This is a genomic window from Peribacillus sp. FSL E2-0159, assembly GCF_038643155.1.
Lineage (GTDB): Bacteria > Bacillota > Bacilli > Bacillales > DSM-1321 > Peribacillus > Peribacillus simplex.
This window is the reverse complement of the sequence record NZ_CP152053.1, coordinates 665,711-691,763: the sequence shown is the minus strand read 5'-3', so window position 1 is coordinate 691,763 and position 26,053 is coordinate 665,711. Positions and strand designations below refer to the sequence as shown.

At 38.8% G+C, this 26,053-nt stretch carries 21 protein-coding genes and 2 pseudogenes; 4 read left to right on the top strand and 19 right to left on the bottom strand.

The window, feature by feature from the left end; translation table 11 throughout:
• Positions 1-325 precede the first annotated feature (325 nt).
• The 5 genes from argH to NYE63_RS03370 are packed head-to-tail and all read right to left on the bottom strand — an operon-like array spanning position 326 to position 6,956.
• Positions 326-1,810 carry an argininosuccinate lyase gene (gene argH / locus NYE63_RS03390; protein WP_342604077.1) on the bottom strand — a complete coding sequence of 495 codons (1,485 nt, stop codon included), beginning with the start codon at positions 1,808-1,810 and terminating at the stop codon, positions 326-328.
• Between the two features lie 15 nt (positions 1,811-1,825).
• Positions 1,826-3,514 carry an iron ABC transporter permease gene (locus NYE63_RS03385; RefSeq protein ID WP_342604076.1) on the bottom strand — a complete coding sequence of 563 codons (1,689 nt, stop codon included), beginning with the start codon at positions 3,512-3,514 and terminating at the stop codon, positions 1,826-1,828.
• A complete protein-coding gene (locus tag NYE63_RS03380; RefSeq protein WP_342604075.1) occupies positions 3,511-4,623 on the bottom strand; it encodes an ABC transporter ATP-binding protein in 1,113 nt (370 codons plus the stop codon). Before NYE63_RS03380 ends, NYE63_RS03385 begins: the two co-directional genes overlap by 4 nt.
• 15 nt (positions 4,624-4,638) lie before the next feature.
• On the bottom strand, positions 4,639-5,730 hold the full coding sequence (locus tag NYE63_RS03375) for an extracellular solute-binding protein (protein ID WP_342604074.1): 1,092 nt from the start codon (positions 5,728-5,730) through the stop codon (positions 4,639-4,641).
• Positions 5,730-6,956, bottom strand: a complete 1,227-nt coding sequence (locus NYE63_RS03370) for an ROK family transcriptional regulator (protein WP_342604073.1) — start codon at positions 6,954-6,956, stop codon at positions 5,730-5,732. The genes NYE63_RS03375 and NYE63_RS03370 overlap by 1 nt, the downstream gene beginning before the upstream one ends.
• Positions 6,957-7,223: 267 nt before the next feature.
• Between NYE63_RS03370 and NYE63_RS03365 the strand changes: the two genes are divergently transcribed.
• Positions 7,224-9,731 (top strand): NEW3 domain-containing protein, encoded by a 2,508-nt coding sequence (locus tag NYE63_RS03365; protein ID WP_342604072.1) that lies wholly within the window; start codon positions 7,224-7,226, stop codon positions 9,729-9,731.
• Positions 9,732-9,977: 246 nt separating this feature from the next.
• Here NYE63_RS03365 and NYE63_RS03360 read toward each other — a convergent pair whose 3' ends face one another.
• The 5 genes and pseudogenes from NYE63_RS03360 to NYE63_RS03340 all read right to left on the bottom strand — a co-directional run bounded on the left by NYE63_RS03360 (position 9,978) and on the right by NYE63_RS03340 (position 14,538).
• The gene (locus NYE63_RS03360) at positions 9,978-10,712 is read right to left on the bottom strand and encodes an amino acid ABC transporter ATP-binding protein (RefSeq protein ID WP_342604071.1); all 735 of its coding nucleotides are present in this window, start codon (positions 10,710-10,712) and stop codon (positions 9,978-9,980) included.
• Positions 10,709-11,353 carry an amino acid ABC transporter permease gene (locus NYE63_RS03355; protein WP_251431611.1) on the bottom strand — a complete coding sequence of 215 codons (645 nt, stop codon included), beginning with the start codon at positions 11,351-11,353 and terminating at the stop codon, positions 10,709-10,711. The genes NYE63_RS03360 and NYE63_RS03355 overlap by 4 nt, the downstream gene beginning before the upstream one ends.
• A 64-nt stretch (positions 11,354-11,417) precedes the next feature.
• Positions 11,418-12,194 (bottom strand): transporter substrate-binding domain-containing protein, encoded by a 777-nt coding sequence (locus tag NYE63_RS03350; RefSeq protein ID WP_251431608.1) that lies wholly within the window; start codon positions 12,192-12,194, stop codon positions 11,418-11,420.
• Positions 12,195-12,892: 698 nt separating this feature from the next.
• Positions 12,893-14,230, bottom strand: a complete 1,338-nt coding sequence (locus tag NYE63_RS03345; protein ID WP_342604070.1) for a YjiH family protein — start codon at positions 14,228-14,230, stop codon at positions 12,893-12,895.
• Positions 14,142-14,538, bottom strand: a pseudogene (locus NYE63_RS03340) (hypothetical protein). The gene NYE63_RS03345 and the pseudogene NYE63_RS03340 overlap by 89 nt, the downstream one beginning before the upstream one ends.
• 391 nt (positions 14,539-14,929) lie before the next feature.
• On the opposite strand from NYE63_RS03340, the gene NYE63_RS03335 reads away from it, so the two are divergent.
• Complete coding sequence (locus tag NYE63_RS03335; protein WP_342604069.1) at positions 14,930-16,093, top strand: ion channel; 1,164 nt, start codon at positions 14,930-14,932, stop codon at positions 16,091-16,093.
• Between the two features lie 224 nt (positions 16,094-16,317).
• Here the strand turns inward: NYE63_RS03335 and NYE63_RS03330 are convergent, their stop codons facing one another.
• From NYE63_RS03330 to NYE63_RS03305, 6 genes are all read right to left on the bottom strand, one after another.
• Positions 16,318-17,823 carry a malate:quinone oxidoreductase gene (locus NYE63_RS03330; protein WP_342604068.1) on the bottom strand — a complete coding sequence of 502 codons (1,506 nt, stop codon included), beginning with the start codon at positions 17,821-17,823 and terminating at the stop codon, positions 16,318-16,320.
• Positions 17,824-18,443: 620 nt separating this feature from the next.
• Entirely contained in the window at positions 18,444-19,364 is a 921-nt protein-coding gene (gene coaA / locus NYE63_RS03325; RefSeq protein WP_342604067.1) for a type I pantothenate kinase, read from the bottom strand.
• Positions 19,365-19,540: 176 nt separating this feature from the next.
• The gene (locus NYE63_RS03320; protein ID WP_251431594.1) at positions 19,541-19,834 is read right to left on the bottom strand and encodes an RNA polymerase alpha subunit C-terminal domain-containing protein; all 294 of its coding nucleotides are present in this window, start codon (positions 19,832-19,834) and stop codon (positions 19,541-19,543) included.
• 180 nt (positions 19,835-20,014) lie between these two features.
• Positions 20,015-21,409 carry an amino acid permease gene (locus NYE63_RS03315; RefSeq protein ID WP_342604066.1) on the bottom strand — a complete coding sequence of 465 codons (1,395 nt, stop codon included), beginning with the start codon at positions 21,407-21,409 and terminating at the stop codon, positions 20,015-20,017.
• Positions 21,410-21,738: 329 nt separating this feature from the next.
• On the bottom strand, positions 21,739-22,698 hold the full coding sequence (locus NYE63_RS03310; RefSeq protein ID WP_063234717.1) for an L-threonine 3-dehydrogenase: 960 nt from the start codon (positions 22,696-22,698) through the stop codon (positions 21,739-21,741).
• A 43-nt stretch (positions 22,699-22,741) separates the two neighbouring features.
• Complete coding sequence (locus tag NYE63_RS03305) at positions 22,742-23,932, bottom strand: glycine C-acetyltransferase (RefSeq protein WP_342604065.1); 1,191 nt, start codon at positions 23,930-23,932, stop codon at positions 22,742-22,744.
• 375 nt (positions 23,933-24,307) lie between these two features.
• On the opposite strand from NYE63_RS03305, the gene NYE63_RS03300 reads away from it, so the two are divergent.
• Complete coding sequence (locus NYE63_RS03300) at positions 24,308-24,439, top strand: hypothetical protein (protein WP_257790335.1); 132 nt, start codon at positions 24,308-24,310, stop codon at positions 24,437-24,439.
• Positions 24,440-24,449: 10 nt separating this feature from the next.
• Here the strand turns inward: NYE63_RS03300 and NYE63_RS03295 are convergent, their stop codons facing one another.
• Together NYE63_RS03295 and NYE63_RS03290 are read right to left on the bottom strand one after the other, a co-directional pair.
• A complete protein-coding gene (locus NYE63_RS03295) occupies positions 24,450-24,650 on the bottom strand; it encodes a hypothetical protein (RefSeq protein WP_342604064.1) in 201 nt (66 codons plus the stop codon).
• Between the two features lie 51 nt (positions 24,651-24,701).
• The gene (locus NYE63_RS03290; protein WP_342604063.1) at positions 24,702-24,863 is read right to left on the bottom strand and encodes a hypothetical protein; all 162 of its coding nucleotides are present in this window, start codon (positions 24,861-24,863) and stop codon (positions 24,702-24,704) included.
• 219 nt (positions 24,864-25,082) lie between these two features.
• On the opposite strand from NYE63_RS03290, the pseudogene NYE63_RS03285 reads away from it, so the two are divergent.
• A pseudogene (locus NYE63_RS03285) lies at positions 25,083-25,262 on the top strand (3-hydroxyacyl-CoA dehydrogenase); the annotation flags it as partial.
• Between the two features lie 186 nt (positions 25,263-25,448).
• On the opposite strand, the gene NYE63_RS03280 reads toward NYE63_RS03285, so the two are convergent.
• Entirely contained in the window at positions 25,449-25,970 is a 522-nt protein-coding gene (locus NYE63_RS03280) for a DUF1456 family protein (protein ID WP_342604062.1), read from the bottom strand.
• Positions 25,971-26,053 lie beyond the last annotated feature (83 nt).

Genomic DNA, 26,053 nt, shown 5'->3' with positions numbered 1-26,053 from the left:
AATGCATACCCTTTAGGTAGTAATAATTTAGGATTTAAGCAAAAAGTAATCGATATTACGAAAGCTATTAAAACCAGGATAAAACCGAACTGAGATCTATTTGACATTAACATTCCGCCTTATATTATACATTTTACAAATAATAGCATCGATTTTGGGAATAATCTACATTTATTATCATTGGTGAGGTCTCAGTTGCAAAAAAAAAAACCAAAATAAATAGCCACCCTAATAAAGAATGACTATCTATTATGAAATATGAGCTTTCGCAGTTAACAGATAAAATACATCCCGTTTAAACTCATTTCCTTTTTACCCCGTACCTTCAGTAATCCACTAAAGCCTTCCTGCAATCATTCAATGCTTTGACCATTTCCTTATATTCCTGCAACTCTTGTTCCAGTTTTTGTTTTCTATTTACAATCATCCTCGTAACCTCTTTTGGGCTGGGCCCTCCTTGAATGCTTCTAATCTCCACAAAATATTCGGGAGAGATTATTTTTTTCCATTCATCTTCTGCTAAGTTCACTGAAACGAATTCATTAATAATCTTGTTGATTTCTTGTGTGTCCCAATCATACAGCTCTTTGCCTTCACTAATTGACCGTTTTGCAATATGACTGGCTATGGTATGGCCTTTTCTAAATGATATGTCGTAATCTCTTGATAGGGTATCCGCTAATTCAGTAACCGTTATACTGGATTTTGCGGCCATTTTCTTTGTATGTTCTTCATTTACTTTCAAAGTCGATATGACGGCATACATTATTTTCATGACACGCCCTGCATTCGAAAAAGCCCGATATAAATGCGGCTGTAAATCATCTTCCGTATCGACGATATCACCAAATGGTGTATTGTGGATCATATTCATTGCAGCAAGTGCATCACCATAAGAACTGCTTGCAATCGAACGGGAATGTTCAATTGAGACTGGATTTCTTTTTTGCGGCATGATGCTGCTCACTTGAACATAAGGATCCGCCACATGAAATGTACCAAACTCCCTTGTCACATGCTGCAGGAAATCCTGAATCCATCTTCCAGTATTGACCATGCACGTCATGATGGCAGTTGCGGTTTCCAATAAATAATCTGCCCCGCCTATCGAGTCATAGGAATTCTCAATCACCGAATCAAATCCAAGCAGTTCAGCAGTACGGTTCCGACTGATCGGAAAACCGGTAGTCGTTAACGCTGCCGCACCCAAAGGGGATTGGTTAACCGTTTCATAGGCTGCCCATAACCGGCCAATATCCCTTTGAAGCACATCATAAATGGCTAAAAAGTAATGTCCTATCGTAGTCGGCTGAGCCGGTTGGGTATGCGTGTAACCTGTAATATACGTTTCTGTATGTTTTTCAGCCTGCACCAAGAATGCCTCACTCAAATGGTTTGCATAGCCAATCAATTGGAGCAGATGACCTCTCAAAACAAGCCGGTACATTGCAACTCCCATATCATTACGACTGCGGCCGATATGAATCTTTCCTGCAAGTTCATGACCGATTTCCTCACCGACCTTTGCCTCCATCATGAAAAATAAGTCTTCGAATTGGGGCTGATAGGTCAACTGCGTGAGATCTGTTTGGGCCACTTTCCGAATCCCATCAAGCATGGTTTTCGCCTCTTCATCTTTAATGATCTTTTGTTCTGAAAGCATGATTACATGTGCCCGATGAATATCGAACATAGCATGAAATAAGTAATCTCTTTGATCATTAAAAACAGGCATCAGAAGCTCTTCTGCATATGTTTTTCCAGGAAAGGTACTACCTTCATTTTTGATAAATTCTTCAAGCCTGCTCATCTTTGAACCTCCAATTTATAAAGCTTTTTCCGCTTTGATTCCAAAAAACTTGTTCGAAATAAAGAGAACGATTACAATCAGCGTGATTTGAATCATCCCATAGGCAGCTGCCTGCCCCATATTGAACATCCGAAGCTGATTCATGATTTCAATGGATATGGGCCTGTTTGAAATCGTGTACAACAGGACCGAAGTCGGGAATTCCCCCACAGATTCGATAAATGCCAATAATGTCCCTGATAAAACACCAGGCATAATAATCGGAGATATGACCTTTCTGAAGGTATAAAACCACTTTGCCCCCAAGTTTCTGGCTGCTTCTTCAATCGAATCATCCAGCTGCTCCAGAACGGCGTTAGTCGAACGGACAACGAGTGGAATATGTCTGATGAAATAGGCAAGTGGCAATATCCAAAATGTTCCTACTAATATTTGACCGAAAGAAAAAACGCTAGGTTCATTGAATGCGAATATCAAGTTCATCCCTATTACCGTTGCAGGCAACGCCCAAGGAATCATGACTAGAATATCAACAAAGCTTTTCCCGACGAATTTCCGTTTGACAAGTACATAGGATGCTATGACGCCAAACACCAGATTCGCCAACGTTGCAATAACCGCCATCAGTAAGCTATTTCGTAACGGTTTGAAGATATTAGGGTCTTCAAACAAAAGCCGGAAATTTTCCATATTAAATACTGTTGGATACGTTTGAAATGTCCAGGTTCCATCCGGCACAAGTGAAAGCAATAGAATCGTAAAGTGCGGTAAAAGCAGAATGATTACTCCGATGATACCCGTTACGACCATCACCCATTTCATAAATGGGTTCTTCACTTCACTCCTGTGTGCCCCAATTCCTTTCGAAGCCATGCGATAATCTTTCCTATTCTGGTACCAACGCATGAATAATAGAAATGATATCGAAACGATGGATAGTATGACGGATTGAGTAGCGGCAATTTCCATATCACCATTGATTTTTGAAAAATAAATTTGCAGGCTCAACACCCTGTATCCGCCAGCTAATAAAAACGGGGCACTGAAAGAAGCCATTGATATCATGAAAACAAGTAAAGAAGCGGCAACGATGGCAGGTGTCAATAATGGAAATGTCACCTTCCAAAAAACCTTGAATTTATTTGCACCTAAGTTATAAGCAGCTTCTTCAAGGGACGGATCTATTTTATTGATTGCAGCGGATACGGTCATATAAAAATAAACATACATCGTATAGGCATGCACGATAAGGATTCCCGATACCCCGCCAATTTTAAATGGAACTTTATCGAGACCAAACAGATCCTTGATGGCATTTGGAATTAATCCCGATTCTCCATATAAAAACATAAAGGCCATGACCCCTACCAATGATGGAAGGACAATCGGCAAAATCGCTGCTGATGAAAAGAAGCTTCTGCCGGGAAAATCGTAACGGTTAAAAATGAATGCGAGCGGAATGCCGATCAAGGCACTCACCAATACACTCAATAAGGATATATAAACAGAATTCCATAGAGCCTCTAAGTTCGTTTTCGATTCCTGTACGAAGAAGTCCTGATAATTTCCAAGGGATATCGTTCCGTCTTTTTGAAGACTTTCTATAAAGGTCCTCAACGATGGGTAGAGCACATAAGCTACGAGCACCAATACAACTGGTATAAGAAGCCAAACCGTCAATCTCGTATCTCGATTTTTAATCATGGAGCATCACCGCTTATGACAGGGATAAGACGCAGCTGTTTCTCAGGAAGCTTGACATACACTTCCTTCCCTTGATAAAAGTATCCAAAATCATGAGTGTTAAATACGTCGACCCTTAGTAACAAGTCTTGAACATCCACTATGACATTCACAACAGATCCAAAGAATTGGACGGAATTTATTTTACCTTTATAGATATTCATTCCTTCTTCTGTCACATCTAGAATTCTGATTGCTTCAGGACGAATGGAAACAGCCAGGTCATCATCAGTCTGTAAGATTGAAATTCCTTCCCCAGCTTGATTTTCTACATTCAATTTAATCGGTTGTTCACTATTTTTAAGGGCAACCACTATATTATCTTGTTGAACTTTTTCGACTTGAACGGGCAATAGATTAATCTCACCTATAAAACTCGCCACAAAATCATTGGCCGGCCGATTATAAATTTCTGCCGGCGTCCCGACCTGGTGACAGACACCATAATTGAACACAGCGATTCGATCACTCATGGATAATGCCTCAGCCTGATCATGTGTGACATAAATGGTGGTAATCTTATAATCACGCTGCAGTCTTAAGATTTCCACTCTCATTTCATCACGAAGCTTGGCATCCAGATTACTTAATGGTTCATCCAGCAGTAATATTTCCGGTTCAATGACCAGTGCTCTCGCAAGGGCCACCCGCTGTTGCTGTCCTCCGCTTAACTGGCTCACTTGACGATTCGAGTAGCTCTCCAATCTGACCTTTTGGAGGGCATCCAGCACTCTCTTCTTTAAGTCAGCGGAAGAAACTTTTCTCACACGCAAGCCAAACGCTACATTTTCAAAAACAGTCATGTGGGGAAAGAGGGCATAGTTTTGAAAAACCATGCCTGTATTTCTTTTCTCCGGAGGTACACGCGTCATATCTTTGCCGCCAAATCGGACGACACCTTTTGTTGGATAATAAAAACCGGCAATCATCCTAAGCGTCGTCGTTTTACCGCAGCCACTTGGACCAAGAAAGGTAAAAAACTCACCTTCTTGGATTTCCAGATTTAAATGGTCAACAGCTATCGTTTTCCCGAAGGCTTTTTGGACATTCTCTATTTTTATTGACGCCATCCCAACGACACTTCCTTATTCTTTAATTTCTTTATCTCCACTTTTAATATTTTCGTCCCAATATTTCATCCACTCGTCACCTTTCTCCTGGAATGCATTCCAATCAATATCCATCGTTTTAATTTCTGTTTCCGTGATCCATTTAGGTAAATCCTTCACATCACTTCTGGTCGGAATCCTGTAAAATTCTTCTGCCAAAGTTTTTGCTGCTTCTGGTGAATTCACAAACTCATAAAAGGCTTCAGCCGCTTTTGGATGCTTGGCACCTTCAACGATAGCGATACCTTCTGTCAATACTGGCGTTCCGCTTTCTGGAATGACGAACTCAAACGGATAATTTTTATTTTCTTTCAGCATGACAACATCAGGCATCGCCCAAACAGAAAGTGAGCCCTCTCCTTTTGCTACCTTGTTATACATCATTTCAGGGTTCGCTGAATATTCCTTTGTGTTTTGGTCGAGCTTCTTTAACCAGTCATACCCTTCTTTTGGATCATTTGTATCCTTATACGTACGATAGATCATCGCAGAAAAAATTGTCCTCATCGTTCCGGAGGCTAACGGATAGCGGATGATGATTTCGTCTTTCCACTTCGGATCAAGCAGCTCATCCCAATCTTTCGGAACCTCGTCTTTTGATAGTTCTTTGCTGTTATACATGATGACTTCCGGTGTCTGGCTCGTTCCCGTCCAATACCATTCCGGATCGTGGAATCCTTCATCGAGACTATCGGAATAGCTAGGCTTATAAGCAGCCAGCAGCCCATCATCCTTAGCTTGATTGAAGTTCGTGGAAGGTGCACCCCACCAAACGTCTGCCTGCGGATTACTTTTCTCTGATCGAACACGGTCAAGGATTTCCTGGGACCCCATATCAAGCCACTCAACATCAATACCATACTTATCTTCGAACTGCTTTTCGAACTTTGATAAAATATCTTTGCCATGCGGTGAATAAACAACGATTTTATCTTCCAGCTCACCCTTTTCTCCCTTGGCACCGCCAGCATCCGAATTCGTTTTCGTATCTGGACCGTTACATCCCGAAATCAATAGTGCTGCCGATAAGGTCAGAACTGAAACAAGCGACTTTTTCCCATTTTTCATTAATAATCCCCCTCATCACGAAAATTCAAAATGCCATCATGTTCCCTTAAGAATAGGGAAACCGCTCCTAGTACTCCTGCGTTTTCTCCCAGTTGTGAAGTTTTCAATTCTACTAAACTTGGAAGATATCGATCAACGATCTCCCGAATTCTAGGTAAAATGTATTCAGATGAATTTAATACACCACCTCCTAAAATAATCACTTCTGGATTTAGCAAACTAGCCGCATTGACAATTCCGCAGGCTAAATGTTCGATGGCTTCATTTATGACGGTCATAGCTGTCGCGTCTCCTTTTTTTGCTGACAAAAAAGCATCCTCCCCCGATAGTTCGGAAGATTTGGCCCGTTCGAATAAAAAATGATGAGGATCCTTGAGGACCTCCCTTGTAAAATGACCGCCAATCGACTTTCCTCCTGCGACACTTTCCAAATAGCCGTATCTATGGAAAATCGGCTTGAACTCTCGCTTCATATCCTCTTTATCCGTTACCATATATCCCATTTCCCCAGCTGCACTGGAAGCCCCTCTGTATAACTGGTTATTCAAGATAATGCCGCTTCCTATCCCCGTGCCAACCGCAATGAACAGCAAATTACGCTTATTTTGTGCATTGCCCAGCCACTGTTCCCCTAGTGCTGCCGCGTTTACATCATTGTCCAGAAAAATGGGGAAATCAAAATACCGCTTCGCTTCGGCTATAAACGGATATTGTACCCAATCTAAACTCGGTGCCTCTATTACTAATCCGCTTGCTGTTTGCGTTATACCAGGGATCCCGACTCCCATCCCTAATATCCTGCCTTTCGCAATCTGATTCTTTGCAATTAACCGTTCCGTTTCAATCGCCATTTGTTTAAGAAGCCCTGATTGTAAATAGGTGTTTGTTGAAAAACTAGTATCGGCAAGGATGTTGCCACTTAAATCACTTAAAACGATTTTCACCTTCGTCCCGCCTATATCAACCCCAATGATATAGGCAGCCTTTTCATTAAAAAAGAGCTGGATTGGCCTCCTCCCACCTTGAGAAGAGGATTCTCCTATTCCTTTCTCAAATACCCATTTCTCCTGTATAAGTTCATCCACAGCCAGAGAAACAGTTGGTTTACTTAGCTGAAGTTTAACGGCGATTTCAGCTCTTGAAATGGGTGAACATTCTTGGATGCATTGAATGATTCTTTTTTTATTGACATATTTTTGATGACTGGGTGTTCTTTTAAAACTCATCACATCACGGCCTTACATCATTTAGTTAGTAAATCTTCCTAATTAAGTAAAAATATAACTTAAAAGAATTCTTCACACAAGTTTTTTCAGAACATTTTAAATATTAGATCTTTAATAGTTACTTCGTATCATTTACATTTATAACCAATAATGCTATTTATTAGATAAGATTTTCCACCTGGTTAGTTAGAAAATATTACTAACCTACATTATTTTCTTCACAAAAGCTTAGGTGTTTCATTAAAGTTGAAGGAGGTTAAAAGAATAATGAAAAATGCTTTGGTATCGTTGCTTTCCCTTTTGCTAGTTCTTGCATTCTTGCCGCTTGGTGGTAGCGCTGCAAATCCTGATGAAACCAACGTTGAATTATGGAATGCGGTCAAGCCGCTCGAGACGACTGTGACATTCTTGAACAGCGGTGCCCATCCAGATGATGAACGCAGTGACTTTCTCGCTTATCTATCCAGAGGGTTAGGGGTGAAGACATCCAGCCTGATTGCAAACCGTGGTGAAGGAGGACAAAATGAAATTGGGGATGAACTGGACAATGCTCTTGGAATCATCCGTTCGAGGGAAATGATAGAAGCTGCAAAAATCACCGGGGTTAAGGCCTATCATCTAAGTGAAACTACCTCAGATCCCATTTATGATTTTGGCTTCTCTAAAACACCAGAGGAAACATTAGAAAAATGGGGCGAAGAACTCACTTATGAACGGCTTATCCGCTTTATTCGGACGTATCAGCCGGATATATTGATGCCATCCTTTCAAAATGATGATACCCAGCATGGACATCATCGAACAATGACAATCTTAAGTGAACGCGCCTTTAAGGATGCCGCCGACCCAACTGTGTTTCCACAACAATTGAAACAAGGTCTATCGGTATGGCAAGTGAAAAAGTTATATTTGCCCGTTTCCTCGGCAGATCAATCAACCACTTCGATTGAAATCGGTAAATATGACCCAATATACAATATGACTTACCCACAGCTTGGAGAACAATCCCGCTATCTGCATAAAAGCCAAGGCATGGGTTCTGATATCCCTGCAGCACCTCGCCAGATCCATCTAGATTTGAAGCAAAGCGCGGTTGATACAAAAAGCCAGTCGAACCTCTTTGCGGGTGTACCTTACAATTTTACTGAATGGGCTGAAAAACTCCCTCGCTCCGCTTCAAAATTAAAAGGCGAAGTTAAATACCTGCAACGGAATTTGGACGCTGTTATTGCGGCTTATCCAAATGAAAAGCTTGTTTTTTCAACATCCCAAACAGCTCTCTCCAATGTTCGTTCAATTACTGCGCAAGTCAAAAAGGCAAAGCTAAGCCCTGCCATTAAGAACGACTTGCTTCATAAGCTCTCATTAAAAGAAGATCAATTGCAAAACGTTAGTTATGTCTCCTCAGGACTCGAAGTTCAGGCTAAAGCAGCTTCAAAGATCCTTACGAAAGGTCAAAATACGTACGTAACCGTAACCGTTAAGAATAACGGGAAACAAACATTGAAAAAAGTCGCTGCCGCATTGAACGTGCCTAATGGATGGAAGACCAAAACAAAATCTAAAGATATTAATCTAGCACCAAATAAATCAACGACAATGACCTACCTGGTAGAAGTCCCTGAAGATGCAGCCTATTACCATGCCTATGATGAGTCAACCATTACAGCCAGCATTTCTTATAAATACGGCAGCACAAAAACCGCCATCAAGGAAGAATTGGACGGAACGATCGCTGTCCTTCCCGACGTTGGCCTTACCCTATCTCCTGAAGATATCGTCGTAAATACAGCAGATGTAAAAGAGGAAATACCAGTGAGCGTAACCTTGAAAAACTATACAGAAGGAAAAGCATCAGCAAAGGTAGCTTTAAAAGTCCCTGAAAATTGGGGAGTCCAACCCAAAAATGCAAATGTATCATTTAATGAAAAGTCAGAAGAAAAACAAGTGAAGTTCACCCTCAGACCACCGAAGGCAATTCAAAATGGTGAATATCAGGTTAAGGCAGTTGCTACTGTCAATGGAAAAACCTTTGATTCGACCATTCAGGAAATTTCCTATGACCATATCGGAACATTCTATTACCAATACCCAGCAGCTATCAACACCGTTGCATTTGAGCTTTTGATGCCAGCTTCATTAAAAGTGGGTTACATTGAAAGCGGATTTGATAAAGTGGCAGATTACTTAAGCAATGCAGGTCTTAACGTTACGAAGTTAACTGCAGCTGATTTAACTGAAGGTGATTTAAGCCAATATGACACGATCGTTACAGGCATACGTGCCTATCTATCCAGGGAAGATTTAAAGGCAAATAACGCGCGCTTACTTGAATATGTGGAAAACGGCGGTCATCTCGTCGTTCAATATCACAAACCAGGTGATGGATGGGATGCCTTGACGACCGCTCCATACCCGCTTACCCTCGGGAATCCATCCATTCGCTGGAGGGTTACCGATGAAAAAGCCACAGTAAACGTATTGAAACCAGAATCAGCGCTTTTCAACTATCCAAATAAAATAACAAGTGACGACTGGAACAATTGGGTTCAAGAAAGAGGATTGTACTTCCCAATGAAATGGGACGATCGATTTGAAACGTTCATTTCCATGGCTGATCCAAATGAAGAACCATTTGATGGCGGAATCCTTATGGCTAAATACGGTAATGGCACCTACCTCTATACCAACCTTGTACTATACAGGCAAATTCAAGGCCAGGTTCCAGGCGGATATCGGATCATGACGAACTTGATTAGTTACGGTGCCAAGTAAATAGAGAAGAAACCTATGCATCTGTCGAATGCATAGGTTTCTTTTTTTGATGTTTGCCCGATCGAAGCAAATATAAATAAAAACATCGCCTGACTGATAGGTTTCTACCCAACAACAAAAAAAGTTATGCACAAAGATAAGGGAAAGTCTATGCGTTTGGGCTTCCCCTCATTTCCCGCATTCCTTTGTCCACACTTTATGCACAACTTCATTCATGATTTACCATGATTTCTTACAGGCATCCACTTAAAGCACTTTGCTCAAGAATGCTTTGGTTCTTTCGTGCTGAGGGTTACCAAATAATGCATTCGGCTCATTTTCTTCGACGATATACCCTCCATCCATGAATATGACCCGGTCCCCGACTTCCCTGGCAAAGCCCATTTCATGCGTAACAACGACCATTGTCATGCCTTCTTTAGCAAGTTGTTTCATAACCTCCAAAACATCCCCGACCATTTCAGGGTCAAGGGCCGAAGTCGGTTCATCGAATAGCATGATTTTTGGATTCATCGCTAATGCCCTTGCGATGGCGACCCGTTGTTTTTGTCCGCCGGAAAGTTCCCCTGGATAGCTATTTGCTTTTTCCTTAAGACCAACCTTATCCAATAACTCAAGCGCTAATCTTCCTGCTTCCGCTTTTTCGGTGGCACGAATTTTAATAGGGCCCAATGTTATGTTTTCCATAACGGTTTTATGAGGAAATAGATTGAAATGTTGAAAAACCATTCCAACTTCTTGCCGGACTTTGTTTATATTGATTTTCCTTGTAGGATCGGTTATATCATGTCCGTTAATGACCACCTCACCGCCCGTAACTTCCTCAAGGAGATTCAGGCAACGCAGAAATGTACTCTTTCCAGATCCAGAAGGGCCTATTACGCAAATTACTTCCTTTTCCTGCACTTCTGCATTTATATCTTTTAAAACCTCGACAGTCCCAAATGATTTTCTCAGGTTTTTTACAGTAATGATGCTCATCGAACTTGTACCCTCCTTTCTATGAAATTAGCAATTAGGGTTAACAAATAGATGATGATAAAGTAAATCACACCAACAGCCAGCCAAATCTTGAATGCTTCAAAGGTTGCCGAAGCCTGAATCTGGCCTTGCTGGGTTAAATCCGCTATACCAATGACGGATAATAGAGAAGTGTCTTTCAAGCTGATGATCGATTGGTTCGTAATGGTAGGGAGCATCCTTCTAAAAGCTTGCGGCAGCACGACATATCTCATCGTTTGAGTACCAGTGAACCCGATGGACCTTGCCGCTTCCGTTTGTCCTTTATCGATGGATTGTATCCCTGCCCTTATTATTTCAGCAAAATATGCCCCTGCATTGATTGCAACGGTAATTATTCCAGCGGTTGTACTGTTCAAAGAAATCAAATTCAGTGAATTCACACCAAAATATATAAAAAACAACTGCACGATGAACGGTGTCCCCCGTATCGCATCCACATAAACCTTTGCAATCCAATTCAAGATCTTGATGGGGGCAAGTCGCAGCAAAGCCACCACTAAACCAATCAAAAAACCTAGGATAATGGCAATCACAAAGATATAAAGTGTCACCTGAAGTCCTTTTAATAAAATAGGCAATGCCGCAACAATTATATCCATCCCTTTCACCCCTTTGAAAAAGAAAGCGCGCTTTAAGCGCGCCTATTAAGCTTTAATCTATTAATCATTCACCAAGATACGTTTTAATTATTTCATCATACGTGCCGTCTTTTTTCAGATTGGCAAGACCATCATTTATTTTCTTCAATAAATCTTCGTTTTGCCCTTTCAATACAGCAATTCCATACTGGTCACCATTCAAGCGGTCACCTACGATTTTCAACCCAAGATCTTTTTGGGCGATTGCATAGGAGATAACAGGATAATCTTCTATAAGAGCATCGGCGTTGCCGTTTGCCACTTCCTGGAACATCGCTGGACTATCATTGAATTGAACAACTTTAATTCCTAGTTTCGTAGCATTATCCTGTGCATATTTAGCACCTGTTGTCCCTTTTTTCACTGCTATGGTTTTTCCTTTAAGATCTTTAACAGTTTTAGTACTTGTATTATCTTTTTTAACAACTATCGTTAATCCTGCATCAAAATAAGGTGTTGAGAAGTCTACTACCTTTTTTCTTTCCTCTGTAATGCTCATTCCCGCAATGGCCACATCAAGCTGATTGGCTTGCATCGCTGGGATGATTCCGCCGAAATCCATCGGAGACAATTTGATTTTAAAATCCTGGTCTTTCGCTATTGCATTGATCAATTCAATATCAATACCTTTATAGTCGTTCCCCTCTTTAAACTCAAAAGGAGGATAAGTCGTATCCACACCAACTTTATATACCTTTTCAGGTTTCTTTTCTTCACCTGCATTTTTTTCATCATTGGTGCCACAAGCCGAGATAAAGATAGTTAGAATCAAAAACATACTAAGTAAACCAAGTTTCTTCATTCAAATCACTCCAATTCTTAGATTATACGTGATAATAAATAATTCTCCCTATAATATAGCATAAGAACAAAGTATTATAATATGAATTTTTAGAATAAATATTATTTTCTTCAAATAATGTTTATGGATGTTTTCCTATTATTGTTCACGTGATGGAAAATATCAAAAGGGTATGGAATCTTCTCTATAAAAATAGCCGGTCATGCTACCAGTACCTGTAAAACAAGACCATTAGAGGGCGGTTTTCACCAGGTTGATCTTAGTCATCCCCAATAGGAGATATCCCTTTATATGCACTAAATTTAAGCCCATTATTATGCAACTTACTACCCCCGTTAGTTGCATAAGAAAAACCCTGAATCAATTAAATTTTGAACGCTCATAAACTATAGTAATTGTTTTTTCCTCCTCTACTTACTAACCAATCCCCCTAGTCCTCCATGCAGTGTTTTATCTTCGCTTGTTATATGAAATCTACATCCCAAGAAGACTTCAAAGACGTTCTACAAGTAGGACTCGGACAGTTAAATTAATAACGGGATCATGTCCCGCGCACCCGTACGTCCTACCCTGGCAACTGATATAATAAATTCTATAAAAAAAAGGTCGACCAGTAATTTTTACTGGTCGGCCTTATAATACGGCAACTGTTCAATTTGTGATCGATTAAGTTCTCATCTATTAATCATTGTTTTGTTCTAAAGCAGCAATATTGCGATAGGTGCAGTAATAATTAACGTGATGAGCGTCCGTTCAAACCAGATTACAACCAACTTCGTAATGCTGATTGGGATTTCGGTTGATAAGATACAAGGTATCGTCGCTGAAAAGAACAATATGGATGATACAGATACCACGGCAATAATGAACTTAGTTACGAGAGGTGCTTTAACTACCAGAAGCGCCGGCAGGAACATTTCTGCAATTCCTATAGCTGAAGCTTTTGCAGCCAAAAATGGTTCAGGTATTTGTAATGCCCAGGTAAATGGGTAAAAAAGATAGGCAAGTACATTAAATAGTGGAGTATACTCTGCTAATACAAGGCTGATGAGACCAACGGATAAAATGGACGGTAGAATGCTCATTGTCATAAGAAAACCGTCCTTTAAGTTATCCCATAAATTCCTGCCAAGACTTACGGAATTGTTTGCTCCCACCATCGCACTGTTCCAGGCATTTCGGAAAAGTCCTTCTTTGATAACTTCTTCTGGATCCGCATTATCCGAATAATAATCGTCGCTCATTTTATTTAATGGCCAAATGCGTACGGTAATAGCAGTGACAAGATACGTTATCCCTAAAGAAACCCAAAAGAAAAGGGACCATATGTCCATAAGCCCGAGAGTCTTTGCTACAACGATCATGAACGTTGCTGAAACGGTTGAAAAACCTGTTGCAATAATAGCAGCTTCTTTAAGGGTGTATTTTCCTTCTTTATATAGTCGATTCGTAATAAGCATACCAATAGAGTAGCTACCTGCTAAATCAGCAACCATATCAACCGCTGAACGACCTGGCGTTTTAAATATCGGCCTCATGATTGGCTGCATCAGTACACCCAAAAATTCGAGAAGCCCGTATCCAATGAGAAGCGCCAAAAATATAGCACCAAAAGGAACGACCAGTCCAACAGGTATGACAAGTTTTTCGAAAAGGAAAGGACCCATACTTGGGGCCATTAACCATTCAGGTCCAATCTTGAAATATATTAAGATCGCAACAACAGCGCCTATTACTTTTAAGAAAGAAAAAACTATTGATACCTTATCTTTATTCCAGTTTTTTGAAATGAACGGATAAACAGCTCCCAATAGAATGACAAGGAGCGCATAAATAGGAACAGCTGACGGTAAGTTTACTTTTATCCAAGTTACTATATGATCGATTGGTATGCTTGAAACATCATTTATGGTAATAGGAATAAAAAACATAAAACTTCCTATTAAACTATATATAATAAACTTCAGTATATTCGTAGTTGATTGAATTTGCGGCTTCTCTTGTTTCGTATTTGCCGCCACATTTGGTGATCCCATAATTATTCCCCCTATTATATAATTGCATGCTGGGTCCAGTTACAAAAATGATCATTGTCAGCAAATTCGCGCGTGGTGCATCGGTATGCGTTTTAAAAATGACCACGAGTTTCCCAGATTGGACAAGTAAAGCTTCCCCCTCTTCCAGCTCTTTTAATGATTGAACAATTTAATCAAAACACTCCCAGTTATGTGCCGTTTTTCCAATCCCGCCGTATTCCGCCACCTGGATGCTCAACTATTTCATGGTCTAAATTTTTCATTAACATGCGAAACACTGCCTCTTGTTTCCAGTCTTTTATATGCAATTCTGTTCCTTCATAACATTATTATTTTTTTGTATCCGCTTTCATTTTGGTGGACCTCCTTGTTATTTAACATTCATTGTATACTGAAAATTCTAATAATATTTTTATTGTTTAATGTTTATTTTATAATTTATTTACATTAATTCATCTACTATTGTTCATTTTATAATCTATATTAAATTAGAGTGAAATTTTATAGCAGAATCTGTGGTTTTGTGCAAAAAACTTAAACTGATTGTGTAGTCTATTAAACTTGGGCATACTGATACTACTAGTCTACATAGGGTTGAATTACTTTGATAAAACTCAATAGAATTCTCAACGTTCCTGCCCCTTTTTTCATAAAAGAGCTGAACTTCACAGGTCTTTAGAGAACTAAACTCTCTTTTATATGCTACTTGTTCCCACTTGGGTAAAAATAGTTTTTACACTTACGTTTAATTCATTGTTAAATTGGGGAAATATAAATTTAATCAATGACTTGAAAACTAGGATGGGTATGATGAGAATTACGGTAAAAAAAATAATATATTACCTGATTAAATTAAGAGGTAGAATCTTTATACCATTTGCCATTTTATACATATTAGTTGCTGCGTATGTTGCCTTTTCTATAGAGCCACAGACGTTCGAATCATATTTAACCTCAGTTTACTGGGTTCTTACAACGCTTGCTACGGTTGGTTTTGGGGACTATGCACCGGTCACCAATCTTGGAAAAGCATTTACCATTGGTCTTTACATCTCAGGTATTGGGCTTGTTAGTCTTTTTATTGGAAAAATCATTAAATCTGTATATCTTATCGAAAAACGTAAAGTTGGTGGAAAAATGAAATATACAGGTAAAAATCATATCGTTCTGATTGGATGGAGTGATAAATCAAAAGCAGCACTCCAAGAAATTTTCAAGTCTGATGAAACCATTGATATTGTAATCATTGATAACTTGGAAAAAGCTCCTATGATGGAGGAGCGTCTGTTTTATGTTCGCGGGGATGCTACCGATGAAGAAACATTACTCCGTGCAAACCTGCCTAGAGCAAAAGGGGTTATCATTTTTGCTGACCAAATTACCCAAGATAATTATGCTACAAAAGATCCGTTGCTTGTCGATGGAAAGACATTATTAGTTGCCACCGCCATAACGGCCATTGAAGAAAAAACGAATACGTCCATTCATGTCACCGCCGAGGTGATCAATCAAAAGCATATTCGTTTATTCGAGCGTGTTAAGGTGGATGAGTTTATTCCTACACAAGAAATGATTTCCCACGCAGCAGTACGATCATTATTTTCCCATGGGGTCATCCACATGTATTCTGAACTTATGAGCACAAAGTATGAAGAAACTATGTATGAGATTCCTAAACAAGATGAATGGCTAACCTATCGTGATGCATTTATAGAACTTCTTAACAAAGGAGCCACACTGGTAGCAGATCGTGGTGATCTTAACATAAACCAAAAATTAGATGAACGAATTCCTGAAGATGCACAGCTTTTCGTTATTTGCGATAAGGAGACCATTGCCCAAATAAAACCAAATACACATTAGAAGCCGAAATCTTTAGGGGTGCTATGATAGCATCCCTTATTGATTTTTCTTATTAAACTATACTGCCCCCTTTAGTCAAAAGAAAAAGGCTGCCTTAGCAACCTTTTTTTCAAAGTAAGCATCCTTAGTTGAATAAGGCTTTAGGACAAAAAAAGAACCTTCAATCAAAGATAGATTAAAGGTTCTGTTGTTTTTAATTTCAATGTTGCTTCCATATCCAAAAATTAACTATAAACTAGCTCTTTTTTTTTGCTTAGACCAAGCGTCTCTGATGTTGAAGTTTGAATTTCGTGCAGAAGCTCTGTATTTTCCATTAGTGACTCTCCATAAGAAGGAATCATTTCTTTAATTTTCGGTTCCCACTCTTTCATACGTTGCGGGAAGCATTTATTAATTACCTCAAGCATAACTTGTACAGCAGTAGAAGCACCTGGCGAAGCACCTAGCAATGCTGCAATCGAGCCATCAGATGCACTGACAACTTCCGTACCAAATTGAAGTGTACCTTTGCCGCCTTCAGCAGTATCTTTGATAACTTGTACACGTTGGCCAGCTACTACTAAATCCCAATCCTCGCTCTTGGCGTTCGGGATGAACTCTCGTAACTCTTCCATGCGCTGTTCTTTCGATAACATAACTTGCTGGATCAGGTATTTTGTCAAAGGCATCTCTTTTGCGCCTGCCGCCAACATAGTTAAAACATTATTCGGTTTTACGGAAGTTATTAAATCGAACATTGAACCTGTTTTTAGGAACTTCGGTGAGAAGCCCGCAAATGGTCCAAATAGCAATGATTTTTTATTGTCGATAAAACGTGTATCAAGATGCGGAACAGACATTGGTGGAGCACCAACTTTAGCTTTTCCGTATACTTTTCCATGATGCTGCGCAACAACTTCCGGATTATTACATACCATGAAGTATCCGCTTACTGGGAATCCGCCGATATGTTTCCCTTCAGGAATACCGGATTTTTGCAGCAAATGCAAGCTTCCGCCCCCGCCTCCGATAAAGACGAATTTAGCATTATGGCGTTCTACACTACCAGTATCGACATTACGCACTTTTAATTCCCATGAGCCATCGCTAGCCCGTTTAACATTATCAACACTATGTTTATATTTGATATCGACGTTTTTAGTCTTTAAGTGGTCAAACAACATGCGTGTTAAAGCACCAAAGTTAACGTCTGTACCGTAATCAATTTTTGTTGCCGCTATAGAATCATTTGATGGACGGTCTTGCATAATAAGTGGAATCCATTCCATCAGTTTTGCTGGGTCATCGGAATACTCCATACCTTGGAACAGAGGATTTTTTGACAGCGCTTCAAAACGTTTCTTTAAGAACGCTACATTTTTATCCCCTTGTACCATACTCATATGAGGCAATGGCATGATAAAGTCTTGCGGATTATCAATCAGCTTACAGTTTACTAGATACGACCAAAACTGCAATGAAACTTGGAACTGTTCATTAATTTTAATTGCTTTGCTAATATCTATAGATCCATCAGATTTTTCGGATGTATAGTTAAGCTCGCAAAGTGCAGAGTGTCCCGTACCCGCATTATTCCATTCGTTAGAGCTTTCTTCTCCTGCGTTTGCAAGCTTCTCAAATACTTTGATTTCCCATTCCGGTGCTAACTCTTTCAGTAATGATCCCAAAGTCGCGCTCATGACTCCGCCGCCAATTAAGATAACGTCTGTTTGTTTCTGTATGTTGCTCATTATAACCTTCCTTATCCCCTATATTTGCAAAAAAGATGTAGGCGCTCCTGCTTAGGTGTCACAAAAAGCCAGGCACGAACTAGGAACACACCTTTTCTGTCTCCTTATAACTATATCATAATCTATTATTATTATTTCATAGATTAAAATATTCTACTATTACTTTTTTTGTTAAAATATTGATTTTGTGAAGAAATTAGCTTAAACTTATCCGCCATGATAGTCGCATATAAAGATTTCTTCAGCAACTTCCCCTTATTGAAGGAAGAAACTGTTAGTGAAATAATATTGACACATCAGAAAAAGCAACGAAAATACACATTTATTGACAAAAACAGAAGTGAAATTAGAAGTTTCTGTAACCATTTCCCGAAAAAACAATGACCTTCCTGAAATTTCCAAACTCCTACCTTTTTAACTTGGATCATAAATTTCACCCAATTATTAGATATTATAACAATACCAATAATTACTGATAATTAAACCAATATAAGGTACGACCATCAATAATATTCATAATTTTAAGATTTATTGCATAGTCCTTATAATTAAAATTTCTTACTTTATTGCTATTACAAAAAAACATTATTTCTAATACATAATCATCTCCATTTAAATTATTATTTTCGCACATAGATATTTTCAGCTTTATGATCTGAACCTTTTTTTAAAATGAGCTTTGCCCGTCCTTTTGTCGGCAGTATATTTTCATGTAAATTTTTCAAATTAATTTCTTCCCAAATTTGAGTCGCTTGTTTAATGGCTTGTTCTTTAGACAAGTCAATATAACGATGAAAATAGGATTCGGAACTTTGAAATGCGGTCTTTTGAAGTAAAAGGAACCTTTCAACATACCACCGCTCTATATCGTTTACGTCTGCATCAACATAGAGTGAGAAATCAAAAAAGTCACTGACGAATACTTGATTTTCCTTGTCAACTTGAAGAACATTAACACCTTCCACTATTAAAATATCCGGATTACAGATAGTCTGCACTTCATTTGGCAAAATGTCATACTTCAAATGTGAGTAGATGGGAACTTCCACTTTATTTTTTCCTGCTTTTACATCTCCGATAAGATTTATTAATTTTTGAGTATCATAACTTTCAGGAAACCCTTTTCTTTTCATCAGTCCTTTTTCTTCTAAAAGATCATTTGGATACAAAAAACCGTCGGTAGTGACAAGACCTACGTTTCTGTGATTATCCCATCTCGATAATAAAGTCTGAAGTAACCTTGCTGTCGTACTCTTTCCTACAGCAACACTCCCTGCAATTCCAATGATATAAGGTACTTTTTTATCATTAGTTTTTAGAAATGAAGAAGTGGCTGTATTAAGCTGCTGAGATGCTTCAACATATAAATTGATTAAACGAGTTAAAGGCAAGTAAACCTCTTCTACTTCCTGAATGGATATTTCTTCATTTATTCCTTTTAAGTTATCCAATTCTTCTTCAGTTAAAGGAAGAGGGGTATGGTTTCGCAAAGATGCCCACTTTTTTCGATTGAATTCAAAATAGGGAGTATAGGAACTCATGATTTTTCGTTACCTCACTTTTTAGAGTTACTATCAGTTTAACAAGGATGATGACCATAAAAAAGATGTTCCTGATCCCTTATTTACGTAAAGACCCTGTAACTTGAGAAAGAAATTGAATGTATCGATACAGCAGGTATAAAAGGCATTCCTGCAAGATTAATCATTCTAGGTGATTAATCTTTGAATGATAACCCACCTGTCTCCAGAGCATCCCTAAGTTTAGGTAATGAAGCGGGTCCCATACCGTGGAATTTCAATATCTCTTTTTCACTATATGTTGATAGCTGTTGTAGAGAGGTTACCCCATTGTTTTCCAATGCACGTCTGGCTGGTGCCGAGAGCAATGAAAGAAATCCCGTGTCAGGTTTGCGTTCTTGCTCACATACAGGGCAGGTCGGGCAGTCGCTGGATTTATAGTAATTGTGTCCCTTTTCGCAAGTCCTCAAATTTTTCTTTGAAGTTGTCATTGTCAACTTCTCCTTTTCTTCTGATTTTTTTAGTCCGAACATAAAAAGTTCACCCTTCACAATGAAGCAATCATTTTATTCCATTTTATCATCTCTTGTTAAAACTAAAACTGCCCTTTTAGTTTCATTGGAAAAGGGCTGCCGCAGCAACCCTTTGCAAAACCCAAAGTGAATTATAGATTAACCCACTTTATCTTCCTGAGCCTCTGTCTGAGCATCGGCTTGTACACGCTTGCCTATTCCAAAAGCAAAATAACTAATTACAACGATAGCCAGAAAACCTATTCCAACCATAAGTGATATACGTGTGTCATCATTAAACCACATACCGATTAATACCATAACCAAGAAAGCGATGGTTAGGTAGTTTGTAACAGGTGCAAAAGGCATTTTGAATGGATGATTGTGCATTTCATCTTTTTTAATTTTCCTGAATTTAATTTGACTGATCAGAATGACAAACCACGGAATCATACCAGGTAGTACACTCGCACTGTAAACATGCACAAATAAATTTTCTGGTGCAATATAGCTTAAAACAACCCCAATTGCTAACCCGACTATCACTCCGAACGTACCGAATAAAGGGACACCGCTATTAGATACTTTCGCAAAGAATTTTGGTGCTTGTCCATTTATCCCTAATGTGTAAAGCATACGTCCTGCACTGTAAATACCACTATTGCAGCCAGACATAGCAGCCGTGATTACGACAAAATTAATGATTCCAGCTGCTGCTGTAATACCAACTTTCGCAAAAGTCGCAACAAACGGACTGCCAATCGTGCTTAATTGATCCCAAGGGTAAACGGTTACAATAATGAAAATTGCACCGATATAGAAGATTAAAATACGCCAAATGGTACTTTGAATCGCTTTGGTTATCGTTTCTTGCGGATTTTTTGCTTCACCAGCTGTAATCCCAATTAATTCTACACCTTGATAAGCAGCAACCACAAGTGAGAGAGCAAAGAAGAAGCCCTTCCAACCACCTGTAAATAAACCACCATGTTCCCAAAGGTTCGATAATCCTAAGGCTTCCCCTCCGTTACCGATTCCAAAGAAAATTAGTCCAAATCCTGCAACGATCATTAAAATAATCGTTACGATTTTAATCAGTGCAAACCAAAATTCAATTTCCCCAAAGGATTTAACGGAAATTAAATTCGCTGCTCCAAGAATCACCATTGCGATTAAACCTGGAATCCAAGCAGGGAGATCAGGGAACCAATACTGCATATACGTCCCCACTGCAATAATTTCTGCCATCCCAACAATAACCCACTGGAACCAGTTACTCCATGCAGTCATATACCCTGCCAATGGATGAATGTACTTATAACCAAATGTTGCAAATGAACCTGTACTTGGCTCTAAATACAACATTTCCCCCATTGCACGCATGATTAAGAATATAAAAATCCCAGAAATCGCATAAGCTAACATTACAGACGGACCTGTCCATTGAATCGTGCTGGCTGAACCCATAAATAAACCGACACCAATAGTTCCGCCCAAAGCGATCATCTGAATATGACGACCTTTCAACTCCCTATTCAAATCTTTGTTTGCCATTCCATTTCCCCCTACACTACTAATAGTCGAAATTTTATCCAAGATGCTTAATACACTCCCTATTTAGTATAGAAATGATATAGCAGGCTTCACTTTTTTAAACTATTCTTAAAGCTGCCTCATAAAATCATTCTTCACTTTTAAGCATTCCTGACAGTTTGAAAGATTACTATCAAATTTCATGTTATTTCTTAATTCTGTTCAAGGTATCATAGAAAGCGCTTACTTTTTATCGGTTATAAAAGCTCACCTCTTAAACGTTAAAATTCCTCTGTATAAAATAACTCGAATAAAAGAGTCTTGCAACCCTTTTATTCGGCTCAGGCTGATTAAGCGGTAATTAAAAGTGACTTTAATCCCAGCTTCACCAACATATCCTTCGTCATTTTCTCTAAATCATATTCCGCCTTGAATCCCCATTCTTCCTTTGCACAAGTTGAATCTATGCTATTTGGCCAACTGTCTGCAATAGATTGTCTTCCGGGATCGACGTCATAATTCATGACAAAATCAGGAATATGTCTTTTAATTTCGGCTGCGATTTGTTCCGGGGCAAAGCTCATAGCAGATACATTGAAAGAATTCCGATGTTTTAGCTTTGAGGCATCTGCCTCCATTAATGTAATGATGGCATTTAAAGCGTCAGGCATATACATCATATCCATATACGTTCCCTTATCAATGTAAGAGGTATATCGCTTATTTTTAATCGCTTCATAGTAAATTTCTACTGCATAGTCGGTTGTTCCACCGCCAGGAGGTGTGACATATGAAATCAGTCCCGGGAATCGAAGCCCCCTCGTATCTACGCCAAATTTATGATGATAATAATCACATAATAACTCACCCGATACTTTATTCACTCCGTACATCGTATTCGGCCGTTGAATCGTGTCTTGCGGTGTCCAATTTTTAGGAGTGGTAGGACCAAACGCTCCAATAGAGCTAGGTGTAAATAATCGGCAATTAAGTTCTCGTGCCGCTTCCAAAGCATTAACCAATCCGCCCATATTTAAATTCCAAGCTAAAAGAGGCTTCTTTTCAGCTGTTGCTGACAATAATGCAGCTAAATGAATAATCGTATCCACTTCGTGTTTTTTGGCAATGTTAAACATCGCTTTTTCATCGGTAACATCCAAAGTCTCAAATGGACCTGATAGGACAACATTGCTCTCCGTTTTTCGAATATCCGTTGCAATGACATTATCAGACCCGTAAATCTCTCTCATTTTCAGCGTCAGTTCTGAACCAATTTGACCTAAAGCCCCCGTTACCAAGACCTTTTTCATCAAAATCCCTCCCCATGTTTTAAACTCCGAAACAAGCAATCTCTTATATGATTGACATCTCTTTTCCTACTTTTTCATAAATGGCAATTGCACGATCCAGCATCTCTTTTGTATGAGCAGCAGTAGGCATATTCCTCACTCTTCCTGTACCCTTAGGAACGGTAGGAAATACGATGGATTTAGCATACACACCTTCTTCATTCAGCCTCTTGCTGAATTGCTGCGTTTTTGCTTCATCTCCTATAATGCAAGGCGTAATCGGTGTTTCGCTCTCCCCGATATCAAACCCTAATTCTTTTAGGCCTTTTTTCAAATAATCGCTGTTTTCCCACAGCTTATTTTGAAGTTCTGAGCTATTCATCAAAATATCGATGGCTTCTATACTAGCTGCAACTGCTCCCGGTGTGGCAGCCGTTGAAAATAAAAATGGACGGCTTCTCACTTTTAACCAATCAATCAAATCTTTCTTTCCTGCTACATAGCCTCCAACAACACCAATGGCTTTGGATAATGTTCCAATTTGGAAATCCACTTTATCCGATAACCCAAAATGTTTTACCGTTCCTGCACCATTTCCTAATACTCCCGAACCATGCGCATCATCAACATACGTAATTAAATCGAACTCTTCGGCAATCTTCACAATTTCAGGAAGCTTGGCAATATCCCCATCCATCGAGAAAACTCCATCGGTAATGATCATAACTTTGTTATACAACCCGGACTCCTTTGCTTGACGTGCTTTTGTCCGTAAATCGTCCATGTCGGAATGGATAAAGGGAATAATTTTCGCCTTGGATAATCGGCATCCATCAATGATTGAAGCATGATTCAGTTCGTCTGAAAGAATGGCATCGTGTTTATCCATCACTCCTGAAATCGCTGCCATATTACAGTTAAATCCAGATTGATAAGCTATGGCTGCTTCTGTATGTTTAAACTCGGCAAGCTTTTCTTCTAATTTGACGTGAATATCCAATGTTCCGTTAATTGTACGAACGGCACCGGCTCCGACACCATATGTTTTCGTCGCTTCTATGCAAGCCTCTATTAATCGTCGATCTGTTGCTAAACCTAAATAGTTATTGGATGATAAATTAATTAACTCCCTGCCTGCAATGGTGATTACCGGACCGTTTGGACCTTCCACCGGATCTATAACGTTGTAAAGTCCCTTTTCTTTTAAATCTTCCAAATTTTCTTTCAAAAATCGATTTAATATTTCACTTGACATTTAATATACCCCCTCATTGATGGTTGGAATAAATGCAGGATCTTTATATGTTTTACCCCTATTTAAAAAACATTGTATTTTTTTCCTTTTTTTCAAAAATACACGTGTCCTCCCCAAAAACACATAAGGAAGTAGCGCAAATCCCTTTATACTAAGAGTTATAACAATCATAATAATAGATAATTTTAACGTTGTCCATATTGTACGGACAAAAAAATCGGAATTTTTATAGTTTTACAATAAACATCCGCCTAAAATGCCCTTATATCAACGAAAACCCGAAGAGAATATCATCATCAATTTTCTAGGTAAATGATGTTTTATCTTCTGGTTTTTGGAGACATTAACAAATAACCACAACTAAGGAGGGTTATAGTGAAAACAGAAGATGAAAAAACCTCAGAAGGCCTAAATGAGATTTTTGAGATTATCAATGCAAAAGGTGACATCGGGGAATTAAAAGAAATCGTCCAAAAATCTGATGAACAAACAAATGAAGACAAGTAAACTAAGGGGATTAATCATCCTCTTTTTTGTCTGTTTTACATTGTACTAATGGACGCTTAAGTCCATTACAACATAAAAAAAAGAGCTGCTGACCTGCTCCTGATATTGAAGTTACGTTCACGTACAAAGAGAACAAAAAAACAAAAAAGTTATGCACATTATCAGGAGGAAAGTTTGAAGAATGAGGATTTCCCCTATTTCCTTCTTCCATTATCCACACCTTGTGCACAACCTTATTTAGTTGAAAATTTAAGCCAGCTCCCTACAGTAATGCGGACTTAAAATTCACATATTGATTCACCTTTTTCATTCTGTAAAGTAACGGACCATCTGAATGATTGTTTTCCCCAATTACAAAACTCGTCATATAAAAGGCCAAATATTGACCATAATGATTATTGGTATTTAACAATAACTCATCCACATAGTAAACTCCTTTGGATTTGATCCATTAGAAGCACCGATAATGAAGCATATATACCGCAGGCCACTTGAAAGTATGTTGCATTGGTCTTGTATTTGGAAAGATATCGCGATTCTTTAATGTATTATACATATAACGCACCTATCTTGATAAACAATGAGGACACCAGCTAGATCTTCCCCGTCAACTTCGGCTTTAAGCTGCTCGTGAACCTTCATTACCGCTTATAATATTTCACTTGCAAAAGCGAAGACGACAGGTGATCCAGATGTTGAAAAGCTGGCTAATCTATTCAAAACAGAGTATATCGATAAAGGGAAAATCGGAAGAGAAGCAGGAGAAGGCTTCTATAAATATCCCAACCCCAATTTTGCAAAACCAGACTTTTTAAAAGGTTAATGAACTTGTATGATTATGCAGAAGGTGTCTTAGGGATGCCTTCTGCTTTTTTAAATATTTCGCACTTTCTAATGTCTTCAATAACGTTCATACGAATAGAAAAAGACCTTGAAATCGGAAAAGTGCTTTTCCCGAAATCAAGGCCTAATTATCATGATGCGCCTGATAAAAACCGTTAATGAACCCTTATCCTCTATATTTCAAAGCTAATCCTTTTAAGAAATTCCTGGCGTATCGATCCCCGCACTCTTTATAATTCCTATGACCCACTTTTCTTAATATAGCGCTTAATTCTCCTTTAGTTATCATGACTCCTGCTTCTTCCAAGATATCAATCATATCCTCACTGGTTAATGTCAATGCTATTTTCAGTTTTTTCAGAAGGATATTATTCACACTTTCCTTACTCTTTACAGCCGGTGCCTGACTTTGAGGCTGACCAGGTTTTGGTTCTTGTCTCCCTCTTTTAAAAATGATCAAACCATTTAAAAAGGACTCTAACATCATGTTATTGCAGTTTATCCCATCTTCATCTTCATCCATATCATCATCATATTCATCATAGTAATCATCTTTTGGCTTGGTTAGCATCTGCATGACTTCTTCTCTTGTCACTTCAATCTCCCCGAGTTTAAATATTTCTACCATATCTTTATTTTTAATATCCAGCGCATATCTTAATCGAATTAATATATCATGATTATGCATCCAAAAACCTCCTATGTATTTCTCGATTTTCACAGTACTTTCATTATTTCACAAATGGATGGAAATAAACGCAGATTAAAATC